This window comes from Crocosphaera sp. XPORK-15E (assembly GCF_034931425.1).
Classification (GTDB): domain Bacteria; phylum Cyanobacteriota; class Cyanobacteriia; order Cyanobacteriales; family Microcystaceae; genus UHCC-0190.
The window spans coordinates 1-21,594 of the sequence record NZ_JAYGHQ010000003.1 but is presented as its reverse complement, the minus strand read 5'-3'; the positions used below and the strand labels follow the sequence as shown (position 1 = coordinate 21,594).

Here is a 21,594-nt window from a genome sequence, read left to right as displayed (position 1 = left end):
AGCCATATAATTTTTAATTGTTTTACGTTTAACCATCATCATTCATTTCACCATCACCATCTCCCTCTGCATCTTCAGCAACGCGAATACTACTTTGAGGACGGTTTTTCTCATCAGTTTCAGCATTAGAGTTATCAATATAAAGAATCTTGCCATTACCCGCATCAACTTTCACATCTTTTTCTCCAATAATCACAGAATAAACTAAATTTCCGTCTTCATTTTCTAATTCAACTTTAGTTGCTTGACTTCCCATTGATTTCTCGGCAACTTGTTGTGCTTGTTGGGGACTAATTTTAGCAAGAGATTGTAAATTAGCTGATTCTTGTTTTTCGTGAGCATCATCATCATTTTCCCCATCTTCATCATCTTCTGCTGCTTCTGCAACCTGGTAAGATTTATGCTCTGAAGAAATGACAGCAACTGGAGATTTTACTTGTGTTGTACTAACGGCTCGTGCTAAGCTACCAAGACCCAATATACTTAGTAAAGCTATACCTAAAGTGAGTTGAGTTGAATTTTTCATGGTGATTTACTTCTTTATTTTTGAATCGATACTTACACTTTAAGCAATCAATATAAAGAAGTTAGAAAGATTAGATTCTTTCCATTTATCAATGAATAATTATTCATTATTCATTATTCATTATTCATTGGTGAACTTACATTCTAAACCTCTGCCAACGCTCCAAATATTTTTTAGCAAAGATTGATTTTTTCTGGTCGAAAATAGCATAAAGCACTAATTTTGCTCGATCAATCACTAAAAACCAGATAAACGCATAACCCCAACTGGCGGCTGTCCAAGGAAACCCAATGCCAGGAATAAAAATTCCGAAAATTGCCATCAGGGTTGAGATTAAAGCTGCTGTTCCTGTTGATAATAACAAAGCTTTACCAGGTTTCATCGACCAGAAAGGCCCCTCGACACGAGTAGCGTAAATAGTCATCATTCCCCCGACTGCAAGGTTTAAATAAACTAAGGTAGGGATGAGATCTTTGGGAATGGTAAAGACTTTTTCGGCCAGGTAATAAAGAATAAACGTCTCGAAAACACAAATAAGTCCTAAAGCTGCTGAAATCCCTAATGTTCTCGTCATATCCCATGATTGGGGAGTTTGGGATGTGGGAGCGCGATCGTAAGCAATGCTGACTAATGCTCCATCATTGAGCAAAGCCAAAAACACGATCATTACAGCCGTTAACGGATAGGAATTGAAGAAAAGAATCGCTAAAGTTGTAAAAACCAACACGCGAATGGTTTCCACTACCCGATAGATGGTATAGCTAGTCATGCGGGCGAAAATTTGGCGACTCAGCCGAATAGCATCAATGATCACCGAAAGTCCAGGAGCCAGCAAAACGATGTCTGCCGCCGCACGGGCCGCATCTGTCGCCCCAGAAACAGCAATTCCCACATCGGCCTTTTTAAGTGCTGGCGCGTCGTTAACCCCATCTCCTGTCATGCCTACAATATGACCCCGATGTTTGAGAACATCAACAATGTGATATTTATCTTCGGGAAACACTTGACCAAACCCGTCAGCTTGCTCAATTTTGTCATTTAAGTTAGATAGTTGACTAGCGGGAGTATTTCTCAGCATTTCTGCATCGAGAATGTTTTGACCTAAGCCTAATTGTCGGCAGGTTTCTCGCGCAATTAAGACTTGATCTCCTGTCACCATCTTCACCGGAACCCCAAACCGACGGGCAGCTTCAATGGTTATTTTAGAATCAGGGCGAGGAGGATCAAACAGGGAAAGAATACCGAGAAACTGCCATTGTCCGAGATCGTTAGTGCGGGCTACTCCTAAGGCCCGATAACCTTTTTTGGCATAGTCTTCGATCACCTGATTGACTGGCCCTTCTATGTCTGCTGTATTAACGACAAGGGATAAGATAACCTGGGGCGCACCTTTGGCCACATTAAAAGTCTTGCCGTTTTGGTCTTTTACTTGGGCTTCTGTCCGTTTACTGACGGGATCAAAAGGGGTAAAGTGCAGGATCTGATACTCTTGAAGTTGGGTTTGATCTTTGAGTCCAGCGATCACCGTTAAATCGATGGGATCTTCATTTTCTGACTGGGATGCTAGGGCTGCCGCTAGAATCATCTCCTCGGCGTTAACCCCTTCTAGGGTATAAGGATCGCCTAAAGTCAATTGATTTAGAGTCAGAGTTCCGGTTTTGTCAGAACATAGCATATCCATTCCCGCCAATTCTTCAATAGAAGACAAGCGAGTGACTACTACATCCTTCTTGGCTAAGTTTTGCGCCCCCACTGCCATACTAATCGACAAAACCGTGGGCATAGCAACGGGAACGGAAGCAACAGTCAGCACCAAGCAGAATTTTAGTAAGGAGAAGAAGCGATCGCCTTCATAGAGTCTGACAAAGAGGATGATACCAACTAGGGCGATCGCCGCAATAATTAAAAAGTCTCCAATTTTTAAGACAGCTTTCTGGAAATGACTCACGTTATCGGTTTCGGCGACTAATTTGGCTGTTTTCCCAAAAAAGGTATTAACTCCTGTGGCATTGACTACAGCCTCTGCTTGTCCTTGTTTGAGGATGGAACCGGAGTAAACCTGATCACCTGTTTTGTGAGTCACAGGGAGAGATTCTCCGGTTAAGGAAGCTTGATCAATTTTGAGGGGATCACAGTCTAATAAGCGTCCATCAGCAGGTAAGACATCCCCAATTTTGAGACGGATGATATCTCCTGGGACAAGTTCCCTTGCTGGCACTGTTGTCCAATGTCCCTCCCGTTTGGCAGTGGCGTTAAGAGCTAATTGAGATTTAAGGGCCGCGACGGCATCTCCGGCGGATTTTTCTTCCCAAAATCCAATGACACTATTTCCGATTAATAATAATAAAATAATGCCAAAATCTGTCCAATCTCCTACTAATGCTGATAGGATAACTGCTGCCTCAATCATCCAAGGAATAGGCCCCCAAAAATAAGAGAGAAATTCTATTAGTGGATTAACTGTTTTTTCAGCTAATTCGTTATAACCGTATTGAGAAAGGCGACTTTCGACTTCTGTTTGATTGAGTCCATTGGGTGATGTTCCCAACTGTTTCATCAAGTCTGGTAAGGATAAATCTGAGGAAAGAACGTTAGTATTATTCATTTTCTAACAACTCCTTAGTTTCACTTAAATTATACCGGATGATAAAAGAAACTGACTCCCAAAATAAAATAAGTAGCTAAAAGTAAAGTTCCATCTAACCAATTGGAACGCCCACTAAAACTAATTAAGTTAGTAACTGTAACAGCCACAGCCATTGCAACTACTTCAAAAAAGTTAAAATCAAGATCCATTCCTGGATTCATTCTTCCTCCTACTAAAATTAATAAAGGCGCGACAAATAAAGTAATTAATAAACTATCACCTGTAGCTGTAGCCACAGTTAAATCCATCTGATTTTTTAAAGCTAATCGAACTACGGTAACAATGCCAGCTACATCACTAATTAAAGGCAATAAAATTACCCCTGTAAATAATGGTGTAAAACCGAATCCATCAATAACAGAATCAAGATCTTTGATAAATAATTCCGATTCAAAAGCAACTCCCATTGTCATCAGAAGAAGTACAATTATCCATAACCATAACTGATGATAAATACCTGTTAGTTTTTGTCCTTCTAAGGCATCTGATTCAGTTTCAATTGCTACACTAACATCATAAAGATAACTGTGAGTTTTTAAGGAGAATAATAGGGTTAATCCATAGACGATAATTAAGACAGTTGCTACCATCACAGAGATTTGCTCAATTGCTTTGGGGTCAACTAAATTTGATGTATTAATCGCTAGTGTAGGTAAGGCGATCGCAATGACTCCCAAAGTCATAGATAATCCGTTGACTCTAGCTAGAATTGGTTGAAATTCTTGTTCTTTATAACGAATTCCTCCTGTCAACATTGCTAATCCTAAAAAGAGCAGTAAATCGCTTAAAATACTGCCCGTAATACTTGCTTTAACCAGATCAACTAATCCTTCTTTTAAAGCAACAAATGCAATAATTAATGTGGTAGCACTGCCAAAAATAGCATTGACTAAACCCCCTAGGGTTGGCCCTGTAAAAATAGCCACTTTCTCGGTAGCGATACTTAACCCAATTGATAAGGGAATAATGGACAAAACTGCATAAATAAAACCAAAATTTCTTCCCCAATCAAGAATATCTGCTGCAATAGAAAGTGGCACTAAAATTAAAAGAAATACAGCGACACTTTTTTCAAAAGTTATTTTTAACAAAAGTTTCTCCTAATTGTTTGCTGTTAAGTTTAAGAGTCATTTGCTGCTCTCCTTTTGTCTAAGAAATTCTTCAAGCTGTTCAATCTGTTTCTGCTGTTTCAACAATAAATTTTTGAGTTCAACTATTTCTTGTTCTCTCAGAAGGTCTACTTTATCATGAAGTAATCCTATTTCTAATTCAGCCTTCATATTAACTTCGTAGTCGTGTTTAGCTTCTTGGCGATCAACTGCTGCTTGGCGATTTTGACTCATCATAATAATGGGTGCAGCATAAGCAGCTTGAAAAGAAAGCACCAAGTTAAGTAAAATGAAAGGATAGGGGTCCCAATGGTTAACAAAAGCAACACCATTGAGTATGACCCAAATCATTAAAATAACCGATTGAATAATAATAAAACGCCAAGAACCCATAACAGAAGCAAAAGCATCAGATAAGCGATCGCCCATCTTGATGATTGGTTTAGGAGGATTTTGTGCTGGTTTGCGTTCTCGGAGTCTTATTAATAATTTATATTCTTCTGGACTCACTTTGGGACGCAGTGGTCGTCGATAAGCCATGAGTTTCTTGCTGTTTCTTTAATTTCTTAATTATCTCATTTTAGAGATTCATTTGTTGTTGGACTACTTAAACTTAGATATAAATCTGTTTTGATATGCCTAAAAGTTATAGCTGCGATAATTATAAAGCATTGGACTTGAAAGTAGCTATGTAAGTATGATCAGGGGTTAAGAGTAACAAATAAATTCAAAAAATACACCTATGCCAAAAGTAGTCTCAATACACTCCTATCGCGGCGGTACTGGCAAATCTAACTTTAGTGCTAACTTGGCCACTACTGTTGCTTTACAAGGGAAAAGAGTTGGCGTAGTTGACACTGATATTCAATCACCAGGAATTCATAATCTTTTCGGTCTGGAACCAGAGAATACAAATAAGACCCTCAATAGCTATTTATGGGGTCAAGCAGCGATTGAAGATGCAGCTTATGATGTTAGCGATAATCTCCAACTCAAAGGAGACGGCAAGGTTTTTCTGGTTCCTTCTAGTGTTAAAGCTGATGATATTTCCCGAATTTTGAGCGAGGGATATGATGTTAAACTTATCAATGATGGGTTTCGTAAATTAGTTAAGGAACTCCAATTAGATTACTTATTTATTGATACTCACCCAGGTTTATCTAAAGAAACTTTCCTCACAATTGCTATTTCTCATGTTTTGCTGCTAATTTTACGTCCCGACAAACAAGATTATCAAGGGACTGCTGTTACTGTGGACGTAGCACGACAGTTAAAGGTTCGCAAAATGTTGCTGGCAGTAAATAAAGCCTTGCAAAGCATGAATTTTGATGTTTTGCGCCAAAAAATTGAAACCGCTTATGATGCACCTGTTGCCGGAATTTTTCCCCTTTCAGAAGATTTAGTACAATTGGCCAGTAACGGTGTTTTCTGTGTGAAATATCCAGACCATTATGTGAGTCGGGAATTTGCGAAAGTGGCACAGCAGATTATGGAATAACTAAGTGTTGACTGATAACTGAATGATCAGAATTTTAAACTATGACAGAAAAACACGATTTAAAGTCCCTTGCCAGTTCAATTAATGCCGTAGCTTCACCTTTTCGTTCTTATCTCAACGAATTGTATGAAAAATATGAATCCCTCAATGATGGCACTGTTGCTGACTATATTCCTGAGTTAGCATTAGCTAAACCCGACTGGTTTGGTATTTGTATTGTTACGGTTGATGGTCAAGTTTTTGATGTGGGTAATTGTGATCAATTGTTTACTATTCAATCCATATCTAAGGCATTTATTTATGGTTTAGCCTTAGAAGATAATGGTCGAGAATATGTTAATAGTAAAGTCAGTGTTGAACCCACAGGAGAAGCATTTAATTCAATTGTTTTAGATGAGAAAACTAACCGTCCTTATAATCCGATGGTCAATGCTGGAGCTATCGCTACTACGGATTTAATTAAAGGAAATGGAGCAACGGAAAGACTCAAACGTATTCTTGATATGTTTCGCCGTTACACAGGGAGAGAATTAAATATTAACGTCCCTGTATTCCTATCAGAAAAGACTACAGGAAATCGCAATCGAGCGATGGCTTATTTAATGTTAAATTTTGGTATGGTTAGTGACAGAATTGATGAAACTCTTGATCTATATTTTCAACAATGTTCCATAATGGTTAATGCTCAAGATTTGGCAATGATGGCAGCAACTCTTGCTAATGGTGGTGTTAACCCTGTGACTGGAGAAAGAGCGATTGATGAGCGATATGTTCAAGATGTAATTAGCGTTATGCTGACCTGTGGAATGTATGATGCTAGTGGAGAATGGACTTACAATGTGGGAATGCCAGCTAAAAGTGGGGTAGGTGGTGGTATTACTGCCGTAGCTTTGGGAAAATTGGGAATTGGAGTTTTCTCGCCACCTTTAGATGAAAAGGGAAATAGTCTCAGAGGAATTAAAGTTTGCTCAGATATTTCTAGAGATTTTGGTTTGCATTTATTTAATGTTGCCAAGTCAGAAAAAAATTTACAAGAATGGATTGAAGGTGGTAATTCTCTTGATAATTGGTAACTAATTATTAGTTGATATATTCGTCAATATTTTTAACTCAAAATCTCAAATGCAAAAATCTCAAATCTATGACATTTAATTACTTTGATAAACTGCGGGATGAAATTTTTCAAGCGATAGATGGTTATGAACCCAGTAGTAATCCCCTTTTCTACGAAACTCTACAAACTAATTTTCCTGGCAGTTTGCCAATGGCAGACTATATCAAAAATACTTACAATACTTTAAATGAATATGGTTTTAATAAAGGTAAAACTATAGGTATGGTGGCAATTTGTCGAGATGAAATCACTGATATTTTAATTGATGAAGTGATTAAATATTGGGGGAAAACATTTAATTGTTGTAGTTTAGCTGGCTTTGTAATGATGGGTAAAACAGGTTTAGCAGCAGCTACACACCACACTCCAATTATTGATGGTATCAGGAGATTTACATTTTATGCTATGCCTCATATTGCTATTTCTAAAAATGGTGAAATTGGCAAAGTTTACCGCGAAGGTATTCAACAAGCTTCCCACGCTTGCGGTGCATTAGAAGCCATTATGAAAGAATTACAATCAGGTTATCTTCAACTAATAACTGATATGCAAGATATTGAACAATCAATTATTCGTCAGAAAATTCTTTCTAGTCTTAAATATGGTGATAAACCGAATTTAGTGGAAATTACTAAATTAGCTAGTCAGATTATTTCTCAAGATGTGAATCAACTTTTAAGTTCTTTAGATAATTCTATTTTTAATTATGCAGTAATGACTGGTATTCAAATTCATGGCCCCTTAGATACTCATTGGATTTATCCTCAAGATTTTTATGTAGTTGGTGCTGATATTCCTGGGGGTAAAAAAAGTCTGAATCAAGAAACATCCGGGCAAGAATCTATCACATCAATCGATAATAATTGGTAAACAAAATGAAAACATTTAATGAATTAACCCTAGAAACTAAACAACCTATTGTAATTTCAGATGACCAAGGATTTGTGGTTTATATTAATCAGTGTTTTACCGATGTTTATCTGTGGGATTCTGAATTAATTGGCCAAACATTAGCAGACATTATTCCCAGTAATTTTCATGATTCTCACAATTTAGGATTTTCTCGATTTACAATGACAGAAATCTCTCATGTAGCCAATCATCCTATCAATGCGATGGTCATTACTAAGGATGGTCGCGCTGTTTTATCTGAACATTATATTACAGCACAAAATATAGAAGGTAAGTGGTTTTTTACAGCACAATTACGTCCGTTATCAGGAGAAAATAAATGAATATTCTTGACTTAGAACTAGCTGAAAAAAATCTAGATATTGTGATTAGCGAACTAAGAGCAACACTAGGAAAAATGGAACTTGCTCTCGGTTCTATTAATGAAGCGATTGTTTGGACAGGAGAAGATACAGGAATTCAATGGTGTAATACTACCTTTGACCGCTTAGTTAATCAAGCTCATATTGCCATATTAGGAAATCCTTTACCCAATTTATTACCATTAGTTAATCAGGGTCAAGAATTGGCACAAAGTGAACATCCAGTATTTAAAGTTTTAAAACAAGAATTTTCTACCACAGAATATGAATTTATCACCCCAGATAAAACCCTAATTTTGGAAATTTATGGTTCTTATTTAGAACTTAAAAATGGTGACAAAACTGCAGTTATGACAATTCGTGATATTACCGAACGCAAACGCATGGAGTCCGCTTTAATTTCCGCAAATCGGCAAATGGCCAGTTATTTACAGGAAGTTGATAAAGTTATTGCTGCTGCGATCGCCGTAGAAAATGATACTTTTGTCCCTGCAATTTTAGATTCTGTCGCAGTTCGTACTGATGAGTTAGGAAGACTGGCTAGAATATTTACTCAAATGGTTCAACAACTTAAAATCCGTGAGAGAGAATTAGCAGAAGCTAAAGAACAATTAGAAGCGGTTTTAAATGCTGTACCAGGGTCTATTTCTTGGATTGATGCAGGGGGTTTATATATTGGTGTTAATCGTTATTTAGCCGAAAATTTTCAGTTATCTCAAGATGCTTTTATTGGTCAAGAATTGGGCTTTTTGCAAGGTAGTAGTCAAATGGCAGAATTTATGCGTCAGTTTATTGCTAGTCCTCAAACCTCCGTTTCTTCTGTTATTGAATTAGAAATTAATAGCGATAAGCGATATTATTTAGTAGCAGCGCAAAAGTATCAACAAGGTAAGGCAACAGTATCGGTGGGTATTGATGTTACAGAACGGAAAAAAGCGGAAGAAGCTCTACGAATTGCTGAAGAAAATTATCGCAGTATCTTTGAAAATGCTTTAGAGGGTATTTTTCAATCTCAGGTTGATGGGGTTTTTATTAGTGTAAATCCAGCGATGGCTCGTATTTATGGTTATGATTCTCCCGCAGATATGATAGCAAGTATTCAGGAAAATGATCGGCAGATTTATGTAGATGCTAATTGTCGAAAAGAGTTTACACGATTGATGGAAGAAACAGGTACAGTTAAGGATTTAGAATATCAAATTTATCGCCGTGATGGTAGTATTATTTGGGTACAAGAAAACACAAGAGCAGTGCGAGATGGGTCTGGGAAAGTCTTGTACTATGAAGGAATTTTACAGGATATTAGCGATCGCAAACATCGAGAAGATGACCTCAAACGACAATTAGCCGAATTAAAGGTAGAAATTGACCAGAAAAAACGAGAAAAGGATGTCGCTTTAATTACTAAAAGTGGTTATTTTAAAGAGTTGCAAAGTGAAATTTCTGAAGTAAATTTAGACGAATTTTGGGAGTAAGTTTAATTTTGATCCTCCAAGAGAATTTTCAGAAAGTTTTCTAAAGATTGAGAAGGTTTTTCCTTGCGCCAGACAGCCTTTGATCTTGCATAGTCGAGGGGATGATGAAGCTTCATAAACATAACTCTGGGATGGGGTAATGCTTCTGCTTCTTTTGGCATTACAGCGACCCCTTGTCCTGCTGTAACCAGGGTAATCATTGAAGCGTGACTATCGGCAAACAGACAAAGATTGGGAGTAAATCCTGCTTTATTACAAGTACCCCTAATACGATCATTGCGTCCCGGAAAGGTTTCTTCAGACATCCCGATAAATTTTTCCTTTGCTAGTTCAACAAGATCAATGGATTCGTGATCTGCCAAAGGATGAGTATCCGGTAATAAAGCAACGATAGGAAATGTTTTGACACATTTTACTATAAACTCTTGGTCTAACTCATTGGGTGGATTGCCCATAAAAGCAATATCGATAATACTATTTCGTAGAGCTTCTACTTGTTTATGAGGGGACATCTCTTGCAGACTGAGGGGAACTTTTGGATAGGCAAGTCCAAAGCGGTGTAGAGCATCCCCCAAAAAACTCTGCAAAATGGTGGGAATATAGCCAACAATCAACGGCGTATCTGTATTTGTACCATAAGCCTTAAGGCTTTGCACCGCAACCTGACTACGATTTAAAATATCTTTTGCCTGTTCGAGAAATAATTTTCCTGCTTCTGTTAGTTTCAATCCGCCTGATTTTCTGATAAATAGTTTAACATTTAGTTCATCTTCAAGGTCTTTAATTTGGCGGCTTAAGGCTGGTTGAGAAATATACAACTTTTCCGCAGCACGAGTAAAATTGAGTTCTTTTGCAACCACGACGAAATATTTGAGATGCCGTAACTCCATAAACTTGTACAGGTATGCTTAAAAGTTATACATCCATGATTATAAAGCATTGGACTTTATGAAAGGGTTTTATTATATTGGGAGCCAGTTGATGAATTTCACCAAATTTACTGAATAATCTTTTATTAACAGAAGTTTAAGGGAAGTTAATTTATTCATACTCAATAAGCCTACGGATTATATCTGTACTGCGTGAGTTTTGTTCCTAGTTTTTTAAACTTTGAATGGGAGAATCGACATTCTGGAAATTTTTGGTAAAGTCATTACAGCAATAATTCAAACTATTTCGTCATGAAACTGCAAAAATTAGCTACATCCCTCGCAATAGTGACTTTCTCAAGCATTTCTTCTGTATTTTCTGTCTCATCTGCATGGGCGGCTGATTTCATCTTTAACGCCACTTTTAGCAATGGCTATACAGCAAAAGGAACGTTTACAACCAAACCAGGTACTCCTAATTCTTTCTCAGAAAGTAATCCTAATTTTCCCAATGTTCCCTTTGCTACTCAATTTTTAGAGTCCACATCCCTATCCGTTTTCGATGGCACTAATACTTTACTTCAAACTGGCAGTGGCGTAGTCAACGGTATCTCAACTAATGCGTTTTTGCGTTTAGATTTCGATAGCTCTCTAAGCCCTAATCTTACTGCTTTAAATGTCAACACTGAGACACCAACTCAGAATCCCTACTACTTCATCGGCAATAACGTTCTTCCCGATGGTACTCCTGTTGCACCAGGTACCACTGATTACAACCTCTTTTTGTATAACAGAGATACGGATAACTATACGTTCTTAGGTTCGACCACTAGCATTCAAGCAACATCTGTCCCTGAATCTTCTTCCGTCATCAGTTTACTCGGACTTGCTGCTCTCGGTGCTGCTTCTGCTGTTAAATTCGATAAAAAGAGAAAAAATGAGATTAACTAACAAAATTTCCCACTCTGCCGCTACTGCAATTGTTTTTTTAACGGGTACTCTTGTTACTTCAACTATTGTAGGAACCTCTGCTGCAAATGCTTTAACTCTGACCCAAAATGTTACTGGTATTCAGTATGGTGCCTTTACGGATGGTGCTAATTCAACCATTAACGGAATAACTTATCTCAATCAATCTCTGCCTTTTAGGGGAATAACGGCTAATTCTGTTGATTGGGCCTTCGGTAATTCCCCTCAACCTGTTGTCACCTTACGGCGCGGAGGATATGCTCCAACCGATAGCTTTGGTAATTATAATGATCGGGATATCCCCTCATCAGAGCGTTTGGTGGGCGACCCCGAAACAACTGTCCGCATTCCTTACCCAATCAGCAATGAAACCGTTTTAAGTCAAAATAATATCTTTGCCGCCGTTGATAACGTTTTTGTCAATGCTGGCTATATTAACGGTATTCAAACCGATATTGAACGGGTTGATTTTGTCTTTCAAAATGGGTTAAAGGTTTCTCCTGGTTTGGCGATCGCGTTATTTGATCGCGGGCCTGCTACTGCTCATGATGGGTTTCAAATTGCACCAGTTTTAAGTATTGATAATACTGGCAATCCTACCAGCTATGGTTCTTTAGGGGCGATCGCACCAGGTTGGGGACAAACTAATCTCAGACCGGGAGGTGGTAGCACTGATAATCTACCCTACACTGTTTTAACCAATAGTAGCGGTGAATTTGGCAATGTTTTGAGCGTTAATCAGCAAATTGGTGGTTTATTAATTCCACTGACTGATCTTTCCTCTGCACCTATCATTTACGGTTTCTCTCTCTTTGCTCCAGATGTAACCGATGGGGGCAATGCAACAAACCTGCTAAATTGGACAAATTCAAACTTTTTTCCCCAGGATACGCCAAATGCAATCGGTGGTCTTGACTTAGTAGCTGGTAGTGGTCAAATTGCTGCTATTGTACCTGAACCGTCTTCTATTTTCGGACTTTCAGCCTTAATTGTCATTGGGATGGGGGCTACTTTAAAACGTAAAATTTAAGGCTTTCTGGTAATTTTTATCGATTAAAATGCCTGACATGAATCTTTAATCTTTATAAAGTGGGTCTAAATTTTCAGTTTAGATCCACTGAGTTTTTTGCGTACTCTTGAATCAGCTTTTTTCAAGAAATGATTATATAGCAATTCTAAATAATTTATAAGATTCCCTAACCCCTATTCTGAGATATTTTTCTCACAACCGAAATAGGATTGCTATAATTAAACAATTACTATGATCTAAATTCATGACCGAATTGTTAGAAACCTGGTTAAATAAAATTGATATCCCCGCAGATTGGATCGGGTTGCGACAAGTAACCGAAACCTCAACTCTGCGTTATGTTAGAGATGGTAAACCCCAAAACAACGGACGCACCCACACCAAAGGGGTTATGGTGGAAGTCTTAGCAAAGGGACAATTTGGTTATTGTGCCACTAATCATCTTACCCCAGAAAATATCCAGATTGCTGCTGAAATAGCCTATAAACAAGCTGTTACTGCCGCAGCTTGGGGGGTACATCCTTTTAGTTTAGAACAACGTCCTAAAGCCGTAGGAACCTATAATTCCCCCTATCTAAAACCCCTCGATCTTCTCAGTCCCCAAGACATTAATAATCTGCTATTAAAGGTTAATGAAACCCTCAAAGTTTCCGAGCAAATTGTTAGTACCAGTGCAATTGCTCGTATTTTAGAAACAGAAATTCAATTTGTTAGTAGTAATGGGTCAGATGCTTATCAAAAATTCCTATTAATTACCACAGACTGCACCGCAACGGCCCAAGATGGTAATATTATTCAAAAACGCACTGATAACGGAATGACGGCCCATTCCTATCAAGGTGGAATGGAAGTTTTAGACGAGGCAGAAATCTTAACCCGCGCTCAAAAAATCGGGGAACAAGCAGTCGAATTATTATCGGCCTCAGACTGTCCCACAACCACAACAACCTTGGTATTGGCCCCCGATCAAATGATGTTACAAATACATGAAAGTATCGGTCATCCTTTGGAACTTGATCGCATTTTAGGGGATGAACGCAATTATGCCGGGTCAAGTTTTGTCAAATTAGAAGACTTTGGTAACTTGGTTTATGGTTCCCCTTTGATGAATGTTACTTTTGATCCTTCAGTATCAGGAGAATTTGCCAGTTATCGCTTTGATGATGGGGGAAATATTGCCACCCGTGAATATTTAATTAAAGATGGGATGTTATTACGGGGTTTAGGGAGTTTAGAGAGTCAAATTAGAGCAAAAGTGCCTGGTGTAGCCAATTTTCGCGCATCTTCCTGGAATCGGGCCCCCATCGATCGCATGGCTAATATTAACCTAGAACCTGGGACAACTTCTTTTGATAAGATGATTAGTAATATTGAATCTGGGGTTTATATGGAGTCTAATCGATCTTGGTCAATTGATGATTATCGTAATAAGTTTCAGTTTGGGTGTGAATATGCAAAACTGATCGAAAATGGCAAGTTAACTCAAACTTTGAAAAACCCTAATTATCGAGGCATTACTAATCAATTTTGGCGCAGTTTATCTCAACTTGGAGATAACTCAACCCTGAGAATGTATGGAACTCCTGACTGTGGAAAAGGAGAACCTAACCAAGCAATTCGTGTGGGCCATGCTTCCCCTATTTGTGCATTTGATAATATTGAAGTTTTTGGGGGAGTCGGTTAATTGTTGTGTTTAAATTTGGAGATTGCCTATTGTAAAGGTTACTATAGCAATCCTAATAAATCTTTTAAATGCACAGCAAGCTTACACAATAGTAGAAAACGTTTAGTGATTTCATATTATGAACCCCCAAAAATTAGAACATCTAGAATCTAGCTTTAAGCAACTCTGTGACCATCTGATCAATATCCTAAACACAGATGAGCATCTATCTATTGAACTTAGTAGCGAACAAACCCAATTTATCCGATTTAATGGGGCAAAAGTTCGACAAACAGGGATGGTTAAAGATGGGACAATTAAACTCACTTTGATCGCTAATCAAAGAACTGCTTATGCTGCATTTCCCTTTACGGTCGATGTTACCACCGACAGCAAAATAGGACGAGAAAACCTCGATTATTTGCGTAAAGAATTACCGCAATTACCGGAAGATCCTCATATTGTTTTACCCGAAAATTGTGGTTCTAGTCGAGAGGTTTACCCAGGAATTTTATTGTCTCCTGAAAAGGTAGTTAATGAGATTTTACACCCAGTTTCTCAAATTGATATGACGGGAATTTATACCGCAGGCCAAGTAATTCGAGGAAATGCCAATTCTGCGGGTCAATTTCATTGGTTTGCCACAGAATCATTTATTTTAGACTATTCTTTGATTACTCCTTCAGAAAAAGCTGTTAAAGGCACTTTTTCAGGACAAAATTGGGAGCAACAGCAATATTTAGAGCAAATAAAAACATCTAAAACTCAATTATTGGCTTTAGAAACTCCCTCAAAAACCCTTAAACCTGGGGGTTATCGAACCTATTTTGCTCCTGCTGCGGTTGCTGATTTAGTTAGTATGTTATCTTGGGGAGGCATTAGTGAAGCATCTTTAAGACGGGGAGGTAGTGCTTTATTAAAATTACAACAGGGAAACACTTTATCACCTCTATTTTCCTTACAAGAAAACTTTAGCAAAGGGACAGTTCCTAGATTTAATGAATTAGGAGAAATTGCTCCCGAAATTTTGCCAATTATTACAGAAGGCAAGTTAGTAAATACTTTAATTAATGCTCGTACTGCTTCAGAATATAAGTTAACCCCCAATGGTGCAAATAGTTTTGAAGGTTTGCGATCGCCTGAATTAGCAAGAGGAAATCTAGGGAAAGATGAGATTCTTTCTACCTTAAAAACAGGGTTATATGTCTCTAATTTACACTATTTAAACTGGAGCGATCGCACAGGAGGAAGGATCACTGGAATGACTCGTTATGCTTGTTTTTGGGTAGACAATGGGGAAATTATTGCTCCCATTGAAAACTTAAGATTTGATGAAAGTCTCTATCGATTTTGGGGAGAAAATTTAGTCAATTTAACCGATTTTCGAGAGTTTATTCCTGAGACAAATACCTATTCAAAACGCAGCTTAGGAGGGGTTTTGGTTCCAGGAATGTTGGTCAATGATTTTCAATTTACTTTGTAAGATGAGATTAAGCCTTGGTCGTCTTGCTCTTTCGATCTTGTCAATAACTGTGATATTATTATAAGTTAGGCAGCCAATTGAGGCTAAGGTTTTATAACAAGCAGAACAAGTGAGGTAGCAATGTCTGAAGGTATATATCGTGAGTCTGTCAATGCCACACATAAGTTTTTAGGGAAAAGTAATATTTTCAATAGAATAGCTATTAGCCTTTATTTTCATACTAAGCGAATCTTTAAACATCATCTTTCTGACTCATCAGATATAAGTAAAAACGGAGAAGAACTTATCGTTAGCTTAGCGGCAAAAAAGATTGGCTCGTTTGTAGATGTTGGGGCAAATGTTGGAGATTGGACGAGTATATTACTTAAATACTCAGATTCCCCAAAGAAAGGTATTCTATATGAACCCAGCCCTACAGTATTTATGACCTTAAAACAAAAACTATCAAATCATCAAGGGTTAAGCTTTAGGCAAGTTGCTGTGGGAGAGGATGAAGGAAGAGCAACTTTACATGAGAACCCTAAATCTACTAATGTATCTTCTTTGATTTCTCCTAGAGGTTCAACAGAACAGACAGAAGTAGATATAGTCTCTTTAGATAAAGATCTACTTAATTTTAATATTGAGAAAATTGATTTTCTGAAGATTGATACAGAAGGGTATGACTTTCAAGTTCTAAAAGGTGCTTACGAGTTTCTGAAAAGACAGGCTATTGGTTTAATTCAATTTGAGTATAGCCATAATTGGATTCCGGCTAGTAGTACATTAAAAGCGGCAATGAATTATTTAGAATCTTGTGGCTATGAAGTTCTATTGCTGAAGTCTGACGGGCTTTACAGTTTAAATTATGGTTGGTATGGAGAATATTTCCAGTATTCAAACTTTCTGGCGATCTCTCCTTCATGGTCATGGATAAAAGAAGATTTATATCGAGGCTTGATTTAGTGCGATCTCGCGGGAGCGAGTGCTGCCGCACCGCTAATCTTGTCGGTTGGGTTGACGAATGTTACCTTTACAGAATGGACTTTTATCATGAAGATTTCATATACATACTGGAAAGAATCGGAAGGAAATGAAACCCAACGCGATCTTTAATGTAGAAAAAACGAACACGGAGGGATTTGAACCCCCGACACCCAGGACCGGAACCTGGTGCTCTATCCACTGAGCTACGTGTCCACAGTTTTCTCTAGCATAACATGGTTTACCCTAATCCTGTGAGCCATCACGTCAGGAATCACCGACAAAAATCGCGCCCCGTTCCCGCAAACTGTCCGCCAGTTCTTCCGTCATTCCCGTATTATTGCCAAATTTTGCCCCTTTAACCACTGCCCCACTCAAATTCGTCTGGCTTAAATTCACCTCCTGCAAATTGGCATCCGTTAAATCAGCCCCAATCAGATTCGCTAAGGCTAAACTGGCACGATAAAAGTCCCCTTGCTGTAGGTTGGCATTGCCTAAATAAGCCCCACTTAAATCAGCCCCGCTAAATCTGGCATAGTTTAACACCGCCTCACTTAAGTCTGCATCAGTTAAATTGGCCCCCCGAAAATTGCTCTGAGTCAAATTGGCCCCACTTAACTCAATTCCGCTTAATTCAGTGGCTAAGAAATTGCCTCCCGCTAAGTCTTGTAAGGGGTCTAATTCCGCGATTTGGGCTAATTCTAAGAAATTGTTCGTCTCAGCGTTATAAATGCGGTCAATTTGTTGATGAAGTTGGGAAAGGGCGTTAGGATCAATGGTGGTTGTTGAACTTTCTTCTACTTTTTCAGATGCGGCTAAATCTGAAGTTAACTTTAACAGAGATAAATGGGGAGAAAGCCGGAACTTCCACAAAAATTGTGCTAATTTTCTTTCTAAAATACTCTGTTTATTGGGATGAATATCATGTTTCCATAACCCAACTACATCGGTGATGGAAATATCAGCTAGACTGACATCACAAGTCAAAATAACAGAGACAGGATGTGTCATGACTTGAATCTTGGCCAAGGATGAAACCATCTCTACTGTAAACATTGATTGTCCAGTTTGAGGAATCAATTGCCAAGTCGCAACAGTATTAGATGTGCTGACTAACTGACAAAAATCATTTAATAAGCTTTGGGGTGCAATAATCTCTCCATTTTCTACGGTTAGGGTGAGTTTACCCCCTTTTATGCCAAATTTAAGATGACCATTCAGTAAGGCTTTTTCCTGTTCATCACACCGCAGGGTTAATGTCAGGGTAAAGGGTTCCGCAGTTGTTTGGGGTGTCCCTGCTTCTAATTTTAGAAAGACACAACTCGGATAGGGGCTATAGGATAGAAGGGGATGGAGAGAAGGGCAAAAGTCCGACATGATTTCAAATAATAACTTCCCGCTTAAAATCATATCATCTCAAATTCTTTTCCAACTAACTTGATTATTTTCTTCGTCCCAATGCCAATGTAATAAATGGGCTGGTTGTCCTGAAGAAATGCCTGGTAAATTAATCGCTTTTCTGGGAGATTCTGTGGCTAAGGCAATGGCAATTCCTAGGGAACATAATTGCCATTTAACTAAGTTTTTTACTCCCATCAGTAAGGGCAAAGTTGTTCCGGCTAAGGTTCCATTTGCAAGTCTTGCAGTGCCTTTTTTGACTTCAATTTGTCGATCATCCCAAGGATAAACCCCATCCTCTAATCCAATGGGGGCTAAGGCATCACTTACTAAGAAAACTCCTCTTTCATAAAGACTCCCTCTTAATAATAATTCGATCATGGTGGTACAGACATGATTGCCATCAGCAATTAACCCACAATATACATGAGAATTGATCATTGCTTCCCCTAATAATCCTGGTTTACGATGGTGTAAACTAGGCATGGCATTATAGGCATGAGTGACCATTGATGCCCCTAATTTAAAGGCTTTTTTTGCATCTTGAGCCGTGGCTTGGGAATGACCTAAACTGACAACAATTCCCCGTGAACATAGGTAGGGAATGACTTCATCTGTTGTCTCTAATTCGGGGGCAAAGGTTATAATTTTAACTAGATGGCTATAGTCCCCTAATAACCATTCAATGGCTTCAACGGAAGGGGTTAATAAATATTGGGCCGGGTGCGCTCCCTTCCTTTCATGGTTGAGAAATGGCCCCTCTAAATGAACCCCTAATATTTGGGAAGTTTCAAGTGATTCTTGCCTTTGTATTCTCATAAATTTGTCAATTACTGACAGCGATCGCTTAATGTTTTCTACTGAGGTTGTTACTAGCGTAGGCAGAAAACTATCAATGCCTTCTTGCCATAAAAATTGACAGATTTTGTGTAATGTAGAAATGTGTTTTTCTTGGAGATCAGTAAAGGCTAAACCTAGTCCTCCATTAATTTGTAAATCTACTCCCCCTAAAGAAATCCAGTCCCCTTCCGCATCATAATAATTCTGCTTGGAGTCAGGAGAAACTTTGGCACCCATTGACTCAATATCTTTAATGATTCCTTGCTCATCAATTACGATTTTTTGACTCTCTCGATACCCTGGTAATTTGGCATTAATGATTGTAATATTTCTTAGCATTTTTAACTCACAATATAGGGTTATTGCTCTTGACAACCCTCACGCAATATGAGAAAATTTATTTCATAATGGGAATAGCTTTGTCTATCGGCAAATCTTTATATTTCCATTATGAAATCTTTTTCAATATAATAATACCATAAAAGAAGGAAAAAAATACATCAATTTTCATTGAGAGATTAATGGGTGAAAAAACGCGGGGTGCTATTGCTGCGGGCCATCAGAAAACGGCTGAGGCGGGTCAAATTATCTTTGAATTAGGGGGCAATGCTTTTGATGCAGCCATTGCAGCCATGTTAGCCTCTTGTGTGGTTGAATCTACCTTAACATCTATTGGAGGAGGTGGGTTTTTCTTAGCCCATACTAAAGAGAGACAGAAGATTTTATTTGATTTTTTTTGTCAAACTCCTAGCCAGAAAAAACAAATTAAAGATCTCGATTTTTATGCCGTTAATTTAGATTTTAAAGGAGCAAGTCAAGTCTTTCATATTGGCTTAGGTTCCATTGCCGTTCCTGGTACCTTAGCAGGAATTTTTGAAGTGCATAAACAACTTGGAAAACTGCCCTTTCATGTTGTGGCGGAACCAGCCATTGAATATGCTAGAAATGGCTATCAAGTCACAAAGTATAATCGGGTAACGTTTGAGATTTTAGAACCTATTTTAACTGGATCAAAAAATTCGCAAAAACTGTATGCTCCAGATGGTAACTTATTAGAAACGGGAGAAAATGCTTATATAAAAGACTTTGCTAACATTCTAGAAGAATTAATAAAAAAAGGTGTTCAGGAATTTTACCAAGGAGAAATTGCCCATCAAATCATCAGAGATGTTTCGCCAGGAGGACATTTAACTCTAGAAGATTTAAGTCAGTATTGCGTCATCAAAAGACATCCCATTAAATTCCAATATCGCGGCTATGAAATATTAACTAATCCGCCACCAAGTTCAGGAGGAATCTTAATTGCATACTGCTTAAAACTGTTAGAAAACTATCCTATTAATAGCTTAGAATGGGGAAGTAAAAAACATTTAGAAATCTTGGCTCAGGTGATGGCTTTGACCAATGAAGCCAGGAAAATGAACTATGATAACTATGTTTATCAAAATAATATTGTTGAGAACTTTTTAAGTCAAGAAAACCTAGAAAAATCCCACAAAAAACTAGAAAAAACCCTCAACAAATGGGGTAGTACCACTCATATTAGTGTGATCGATCAAGAAGGAAATGCTGCCAGTGTAACCAACTCAAATGGAGAAGGATCATCCTATGTAATTCCCAACACAGGAATTATGTTAAATAATATGTTAGGGGAAGCAGATTTAAACCCCTTGGGCTTTCATACTTGGGAGAGCGATCGCCGAATTTCTTCCATGATGTCTCCCAGCATTATTTTAAAAGAAGGCAAACCCGAAATCGTTTTAGGATCAGGAGGTTCAAACCGAATTAGGACTGCTATTTTACAAGTTATTTCTAACTTATTAGACTTCAATCTTCCCCTAGAAAATGCAATTAATTGTCCCAGAGTTCATTGGGAAGATAATATTTTTAACCTAGAACCCATGAGCCAATTAGGAAATTTTGAGTCCTTAGATCTTCCCCCAGAGACTCAAATTGTGCCTTGGCAAGAACCCGGTATGTTTTTTGGGGGAGTTCATGGAGTTAAATATGGGGAAGCAGGAACTTTAGAAGGGTTTGGCGATCCTCGTCGAGCAGGAGTCGCCATTGTTTGTTAAACTTTTCAGGAGCATTCAGGTTAACTCGACGATTTCCGAGTTGATGAGAGATACTGTAACTTATGTAACAAGATCACTCAATTTATTAACTTCTCGGATCTGTCATTTTCCCATGTCCAACTCGAATTCCTGATTAAATCCTATGTTTGTTTTACGTTATTGTGTGTGTGTGAGTGTAAGTCTTTTAGTGGCACTGGCTTATGAGGCATCAGTGACAGCCCAAACCCCTTCATCCTTCAATGATGGGGCTGACGGGTTAAAATCAGAACCCCGTGTCAGTGAACTTAAGCAATTGGAAGAAACTTCAGTTAAACCCGACACAGAAGGAGTTCCTCTAAGCAATCAAGAGAATACAGTGGTTAGAGAAGAAGCAATTCCCCCTCAGCCCATTTCGCCCACCAATTTTCAAGAATCTTTGCAACAATCTGAAACCATTTTAGAAAAATTGCCCCCAAATAATCTTAATCCCAGTGGCAACCCTTTACTATTTCCCACCAAACCCGATGAAGTAAAGACAAATATTCGTCAAGCCATTAGCTTAAAAGAAGTGATCGCCTTAGCCTTACAAAACAATCGAGAAGTTCAAACAGCCAGAACAACCTTAGAACCCACATTCCGCACTTCAAAAAAGTAGTATGAAATACTACAGTTATCTCTGATT

Annotated in this window: 19 protein-coding genes and 1 tRNA gene; 12 read left to right on the top strand and 8 right to left on the bottom strand. The window is 38.2% G+C overall.

What is annotated here, in order from left to right; genetic code table 11:
- Positions 1-28 precede the first annotated feature (28 nt).
- From VB691_RS02920 to VB691_RS02905, 4 genes are all read right to left on the bottom strand, one after another.
- Positions 29-526: a PepSY domain-containing protein gene (locus VB691_RS02920; protein ID WP_323289969.1), complete on the bottom strand. Its 498-nt coding sequence runs from the start codon at positions 524-526 to the stop codon at positions 29-31.
- A 136-nt stretch (positions 527-662) separates the two neighbouring features.
- The gene (locus VB691_RS02915) at positions 663-3,131 is read right to left on the bottom strand and encodes a plasma-membrane proton-efflux P-type ATPase (RefSeq protein WP_323289968.1); all 2,469 of its coding nucleotides are present in this window, start codon (positions 3,129-3,131) and stop codon (positions 663-665) included.
- 29 nt (positions 3,132-3,160) lie between these two features.
- Positions 3,161-4,255 (bottom strand): calcium/proton exchanger, encoded by a 1,095-nt coding sequence (gene cax, locus VB691_RS02910; protein WP_323290168.1) that lies wholly within the window; start codon positions 4,253-4,255, stop codon positions 3,161-3,163.
- 45 nt (positions 4,256-4,300) lie between these two features.
- On the bottom strand, positions 4,301-4,822 hold the full coding sequence (locus tag VB691_RS02905; protein WP_323289967.1) for a DUF1003 domain-containing protein: 522 nt from the start codon (positions 4,820-4,822) through the stop codon (positions 4,301-4,303).
- Between the two features lie 202 nt (positions 4,823-5,024).
- Here VB691_RS02905 and VB691_RS02900 point away from each other — a divergent pair, with 202 nt between their 5' ends.
- The 5 genes from VB691_RS02900 to VB691_RS02880 all read left to right on the top strand — a co-directional run bounded on the left by VB691_RS02900 (position 5,025) and on the right by VB691_RS02880 (position 9,643).
- Positions 5,025-5,780, top strand: coding sequence for a MinD/ParA family protein (locus tag VB691_RS02900; protein ID WP_323289966.1), 756 nt, complete (start codon positions 5,025-5,027; stop codon positions 5,778-5,780).
- Between the two features lie 41 nt (positions 5,781-5,821).
- Positions 5,822-6,853 carry a glutaminase A gene (glsA, locus tag VB691_RS02895; RefSeq protein ID WP_323289965.1) on the top strand — a complete coding sequence of 344 codons (1,032 nt, stop codon included), beginning with the start codon at positions 5,822-5,824 and terminating at the stop codon, positions 6,851-6,853.
- 68 nt (positions 6,854-6,921) lie between these two features.
- Positions 6,922-7,764 (top strand): hypothetical protein, encoded by an 843-nt coding sequence (locus tag VB691_RS02890; protein WP_323289964.1) that lies wholly within the window; start codon positions 6,922-6,924, stop codon positions 7,762-7,764.
- Positions 7,765-7,769: 5 nt separating this feature from the next.
- A complete protein-coding gene (locus VB691_RS02885; protein ID WP_323289963.1) occupies positions 7,770-8,129 on the top strand; it encodes a PAS domain S-box protein in 360 nt (119 codons plus the stop codon).
- Positions 8,126-9,643 (top strand): PAS domain S-box protein, encoded by a 1,518-nt coding sequence (locus tag VB691_RS02880; protein ID WP_323289962.1) that lies wholly within the window; start codon positions 8,126-8,128, stop codon positions 9,641-9,643. Before VB691_RS02885 ends, VB691_RS02880 begins: the two co-directional genes overlap by 4 nt.
- A 2-nt stretch (positions 9,644-9,645) precedes the next feature.
- Here VB691_RS02880 and VB691_RS02875 read toward each other — a convergent pair whose 3' ends face one another.
- Positions 9,646-10,533 (bottom strand): LysR family transcriptional regulator, encoded by an 888-nt coding sequence (locus tag VB691_RS02875; RefSeq protein ID WP_323289961.1) that lies wholly within the window; start codon positions 10,531-10,533, stop codon positions 9,646-9,648.
- Positions 10,534-10,860: 327 nt separating this feature from the next.
- On the opposite strand from VB691_RS02875, the gene VB691_RS02870 reads away from it, so the two are divergent.
- From VB691_RS02870 to VB691_RS02850, 5 genes are all read left to right on the top strand, one after another.
- Positions 10,861-11,463, top strand: a complete 603-nt coding sequence (locus VB691_RS02870) for a hypothetical protein (protein WP_323289960.1) — start codon at positions 10,861-10,863, stop codon at positions 11,461-11,463.
- Positions 11,450-12,511, top strand: coding sequence for a PEP-CTERM sorting domain-containing protein (locus tag VB691_RS02865; protein ID WP_323289959.1), 1,062 nt, complete (start codon positions 11,450-11,452; stop codon positions 12,509-12,511). The genes VB691_RS02870 and VB691_RS02865 overlap by 14 nt, the downstream gene beginning before the upstream one ends.
- A 244-nt stretch (positions 12,512-12,755) precedes the next feature.
- A complete protein-coding gene (locus VB691_RS02860; protein ID WP_323289958.1) occupies positions 12,756-14,195 on the top strand; it encodes a TldD/PmbA family protein in 1,440 nt (479 codons plus the stop codon).
- A 118-nt stretch (positions 14,196-14,313) separates the two neighbouring features.
- Entirely contained in the window at positions 14,314-15,657 is a 1,344-nt protein-coding gene (locus VB691_RS02855; RefSeq protein ID WP_323289957.1) for a TldD/PmbA family protein, read from the top strand.
- A gap of 120 nt (positions 15,658-15,777) precedes the next feature.
- Positions 15,778-16,602, top strand: a complete 825-nt coding sequence (locus VB691_RS02850) for an FkbM family methyltransferase (RefSeq protein WP_323289956.1) — start codon at positions 15,778-15,780, stop codon at positions 16,600-16,602.
- A gap of 161 nt (positions 16,603-16,763) precedes the next feature.
- Here VB691_RS02850 and VB691_RS02845 read toward each other — a convergent pair.
- The 3 genes from VB691_RS02845 to nagA all read right to left on the bottom strand — a co-directional run bounded on the left by VB691_RS02845 (position 16,764) and on the right by nagA (position 19,197).
- Positions 16,764-16,836, bottom strand: a tRNA-Arg gene (locus VB691_RS02845).
- Between the two features lie 51 nt (positions 16,837-16,887).
- Complete coding sequence (locus VB691_RS02840) at positions 16,888-17,997, bottom strand: pentapeptide repeat-containing protein (protein WP_323289955.1); 1,110 nt, start codon at positions 17,995-17,997, stop codon at positions 16,888-16,890.
- Positions 17,998-18,036: 39 nt separating this feature from the next.
- A complete protein-coding gene (gene nagA / locus VB691_RS02835) occupies positions 18,037-19,197 on the bottom strand; it encodes an N-acetylglucosamine-6-phosphate deacetylase (protein WP_323289954.1) in 1,161 nt (386 codons plus the stop codon).
- Between the two features lie 182 nt (positions 19,198-19,379).
- Between nagA and ggt the strand changes: the two genes are divergently transcribed.
- Entirely contained in the window at positions 19,380-20,933 is a 1,554-nt protein-coding gene (gene ggt, locus VB691_RS02830; protein ID WP_323289953.1) for a gamma-glutamyltransferase, read from the top strand.
- Positions 20,934-21,075: 142 nt separating this feature from the next.
- Positions 21,076-21,567 (top strand): hypothetical protein, encoded by a 492-nt coding sequence (locus tag VB691_RS02825; protein WP_323289952.1) that lies wholly within the window; start codon positions 21,076-21,078, stop codon positions 21,565-21,567.
- The last annotated feature ends 27 nt before the right edge of the window (positions 21,568-21,594 follow it).

What these genes read in the sequence shown, in the direction of transcription:
- VB691_RS02920 (WP_323289969.1), bottom strand. Translation starts at nt 526, where the DNA reads ATGAAAAATTCAACTCAACTCACTTTAGGTATAGCTTTACTAAGTATA.
- VB691_RS02915 (WP_323289968.1), bottom strand. Translation starts at nt 3,131, where the DNA reads ATGAATAATACTAACGTTCTTTCCTCAGATTTATCCTTACCAGACTTG.
- VB691_RS02905 (WP_323289967.1), bottom strand. Translation starts at nt 4,822, where the DNA reads ATGGCTTATCGACGACCACTGCGTCCCAAAGTGAGTCCAGAAGAATAT.
- VB691_RS02900 (WP_323289966.1), top strand. Translation starts at nt 5,025, where the DNA reads ATGCCAAAAGTAGTCTCAATACACTCCTATCGCGGCGGTACTGGCAAA.
- glsA (WP_323289965.1), top strand. Translation starts at nt 5,822, where the DNA reads ATGACAGAAAAACACGATTTAAAGTCCCTTGCCAGTTCAATTAATGCC.
- VB691_RS02890 (WP_323289964.1), top strand. Translation starts at nt 6,922, where the DNA reads ATGACATTTAATTACTTTGATAAACTGCGGGATGAAATTTTTCAAGCG.
- VB691_RS02885 (WP_323289963.1), top strand. Translation starts at nt 7,770, where the DNA reads ATGAAAACATTTAATGAATTAACCCTAGAAACTAAACAACCTATTGTA.
- VB691_RS02880 (WP_323289962.1), top strand. Translation starts at nt 8,126, where the DNA reads ATGAATATTCTTGACTTAGAACTAGCTGAAAAAAATCTAGATATTGTG.
- VB691_RS02875 (WP_323289961.1), bottom strand. Translation starts at nt 10,533, where the DNA reads ATGGAGTTACGGCATCTCAAATATTTCGTCGTGGTTGCAAAAGAACTC.
- VB691_RS02865 (WP_323289959.1), top strand. Translation starts at nt 11,450, where the DNA reads ATGAGATTAACTAACAAAATTTCCCACTCTGCCGCTACTGCAATTGTT.
- VB691_RS02860 (WP_323289958.1), top strand. Translation starts at nt 12,756, where the DNA reads ATGACCGAATTGTTAGAAACCTGGTTAAATAAAATTGATATCCCCGCA.
- VB691_RS02855 (WP_323289957.1), top strand. Translation starts at nt 14,314, where the DNA reads ATGAACCCCCAAAAATTAGAACATCTAGAATCTAGCTTTAAGCAACTC.
- VB691_RS02850 (WP_323289956.1), top strand. Translation starts at nt 15,778, where the DNA reads ATGTCTGAAGGTATATATCGTGAGTCTGTCAATGCCACACATAAGTTT.
- VB691_RS02840 (WP_323289955.1), bottom strand. Translation starts at nt 17,997, where the DNA reads ATGTCGGACTTTTGCCCTTCTCTCCATCCCCTTCTATCCTATAGCCCC.
- nagA (WP_323289954.1), bottom strand. Translation starts at nt 19,197, where the DNA reads ATGCTAAGAAATATTACAATCATTAATGCCAAATTACCAGGGTATCGA.
- ggt (WP_323289953.1), top strand. Translation starts at nt 19,380, where the DNA reads ATGGGTGAAAAAACGCGGGGTGCTATTGCTGCGGGCCATCAGAAAACG.
- VB691_RS02825 (WP_323289952.1), top strand. Translation starts at nt 21,076, where the DNA reads ATGTTTGTTTTACGTTATTGTGTGTGTGTGAGTGTAAGTCTTTTAGTG.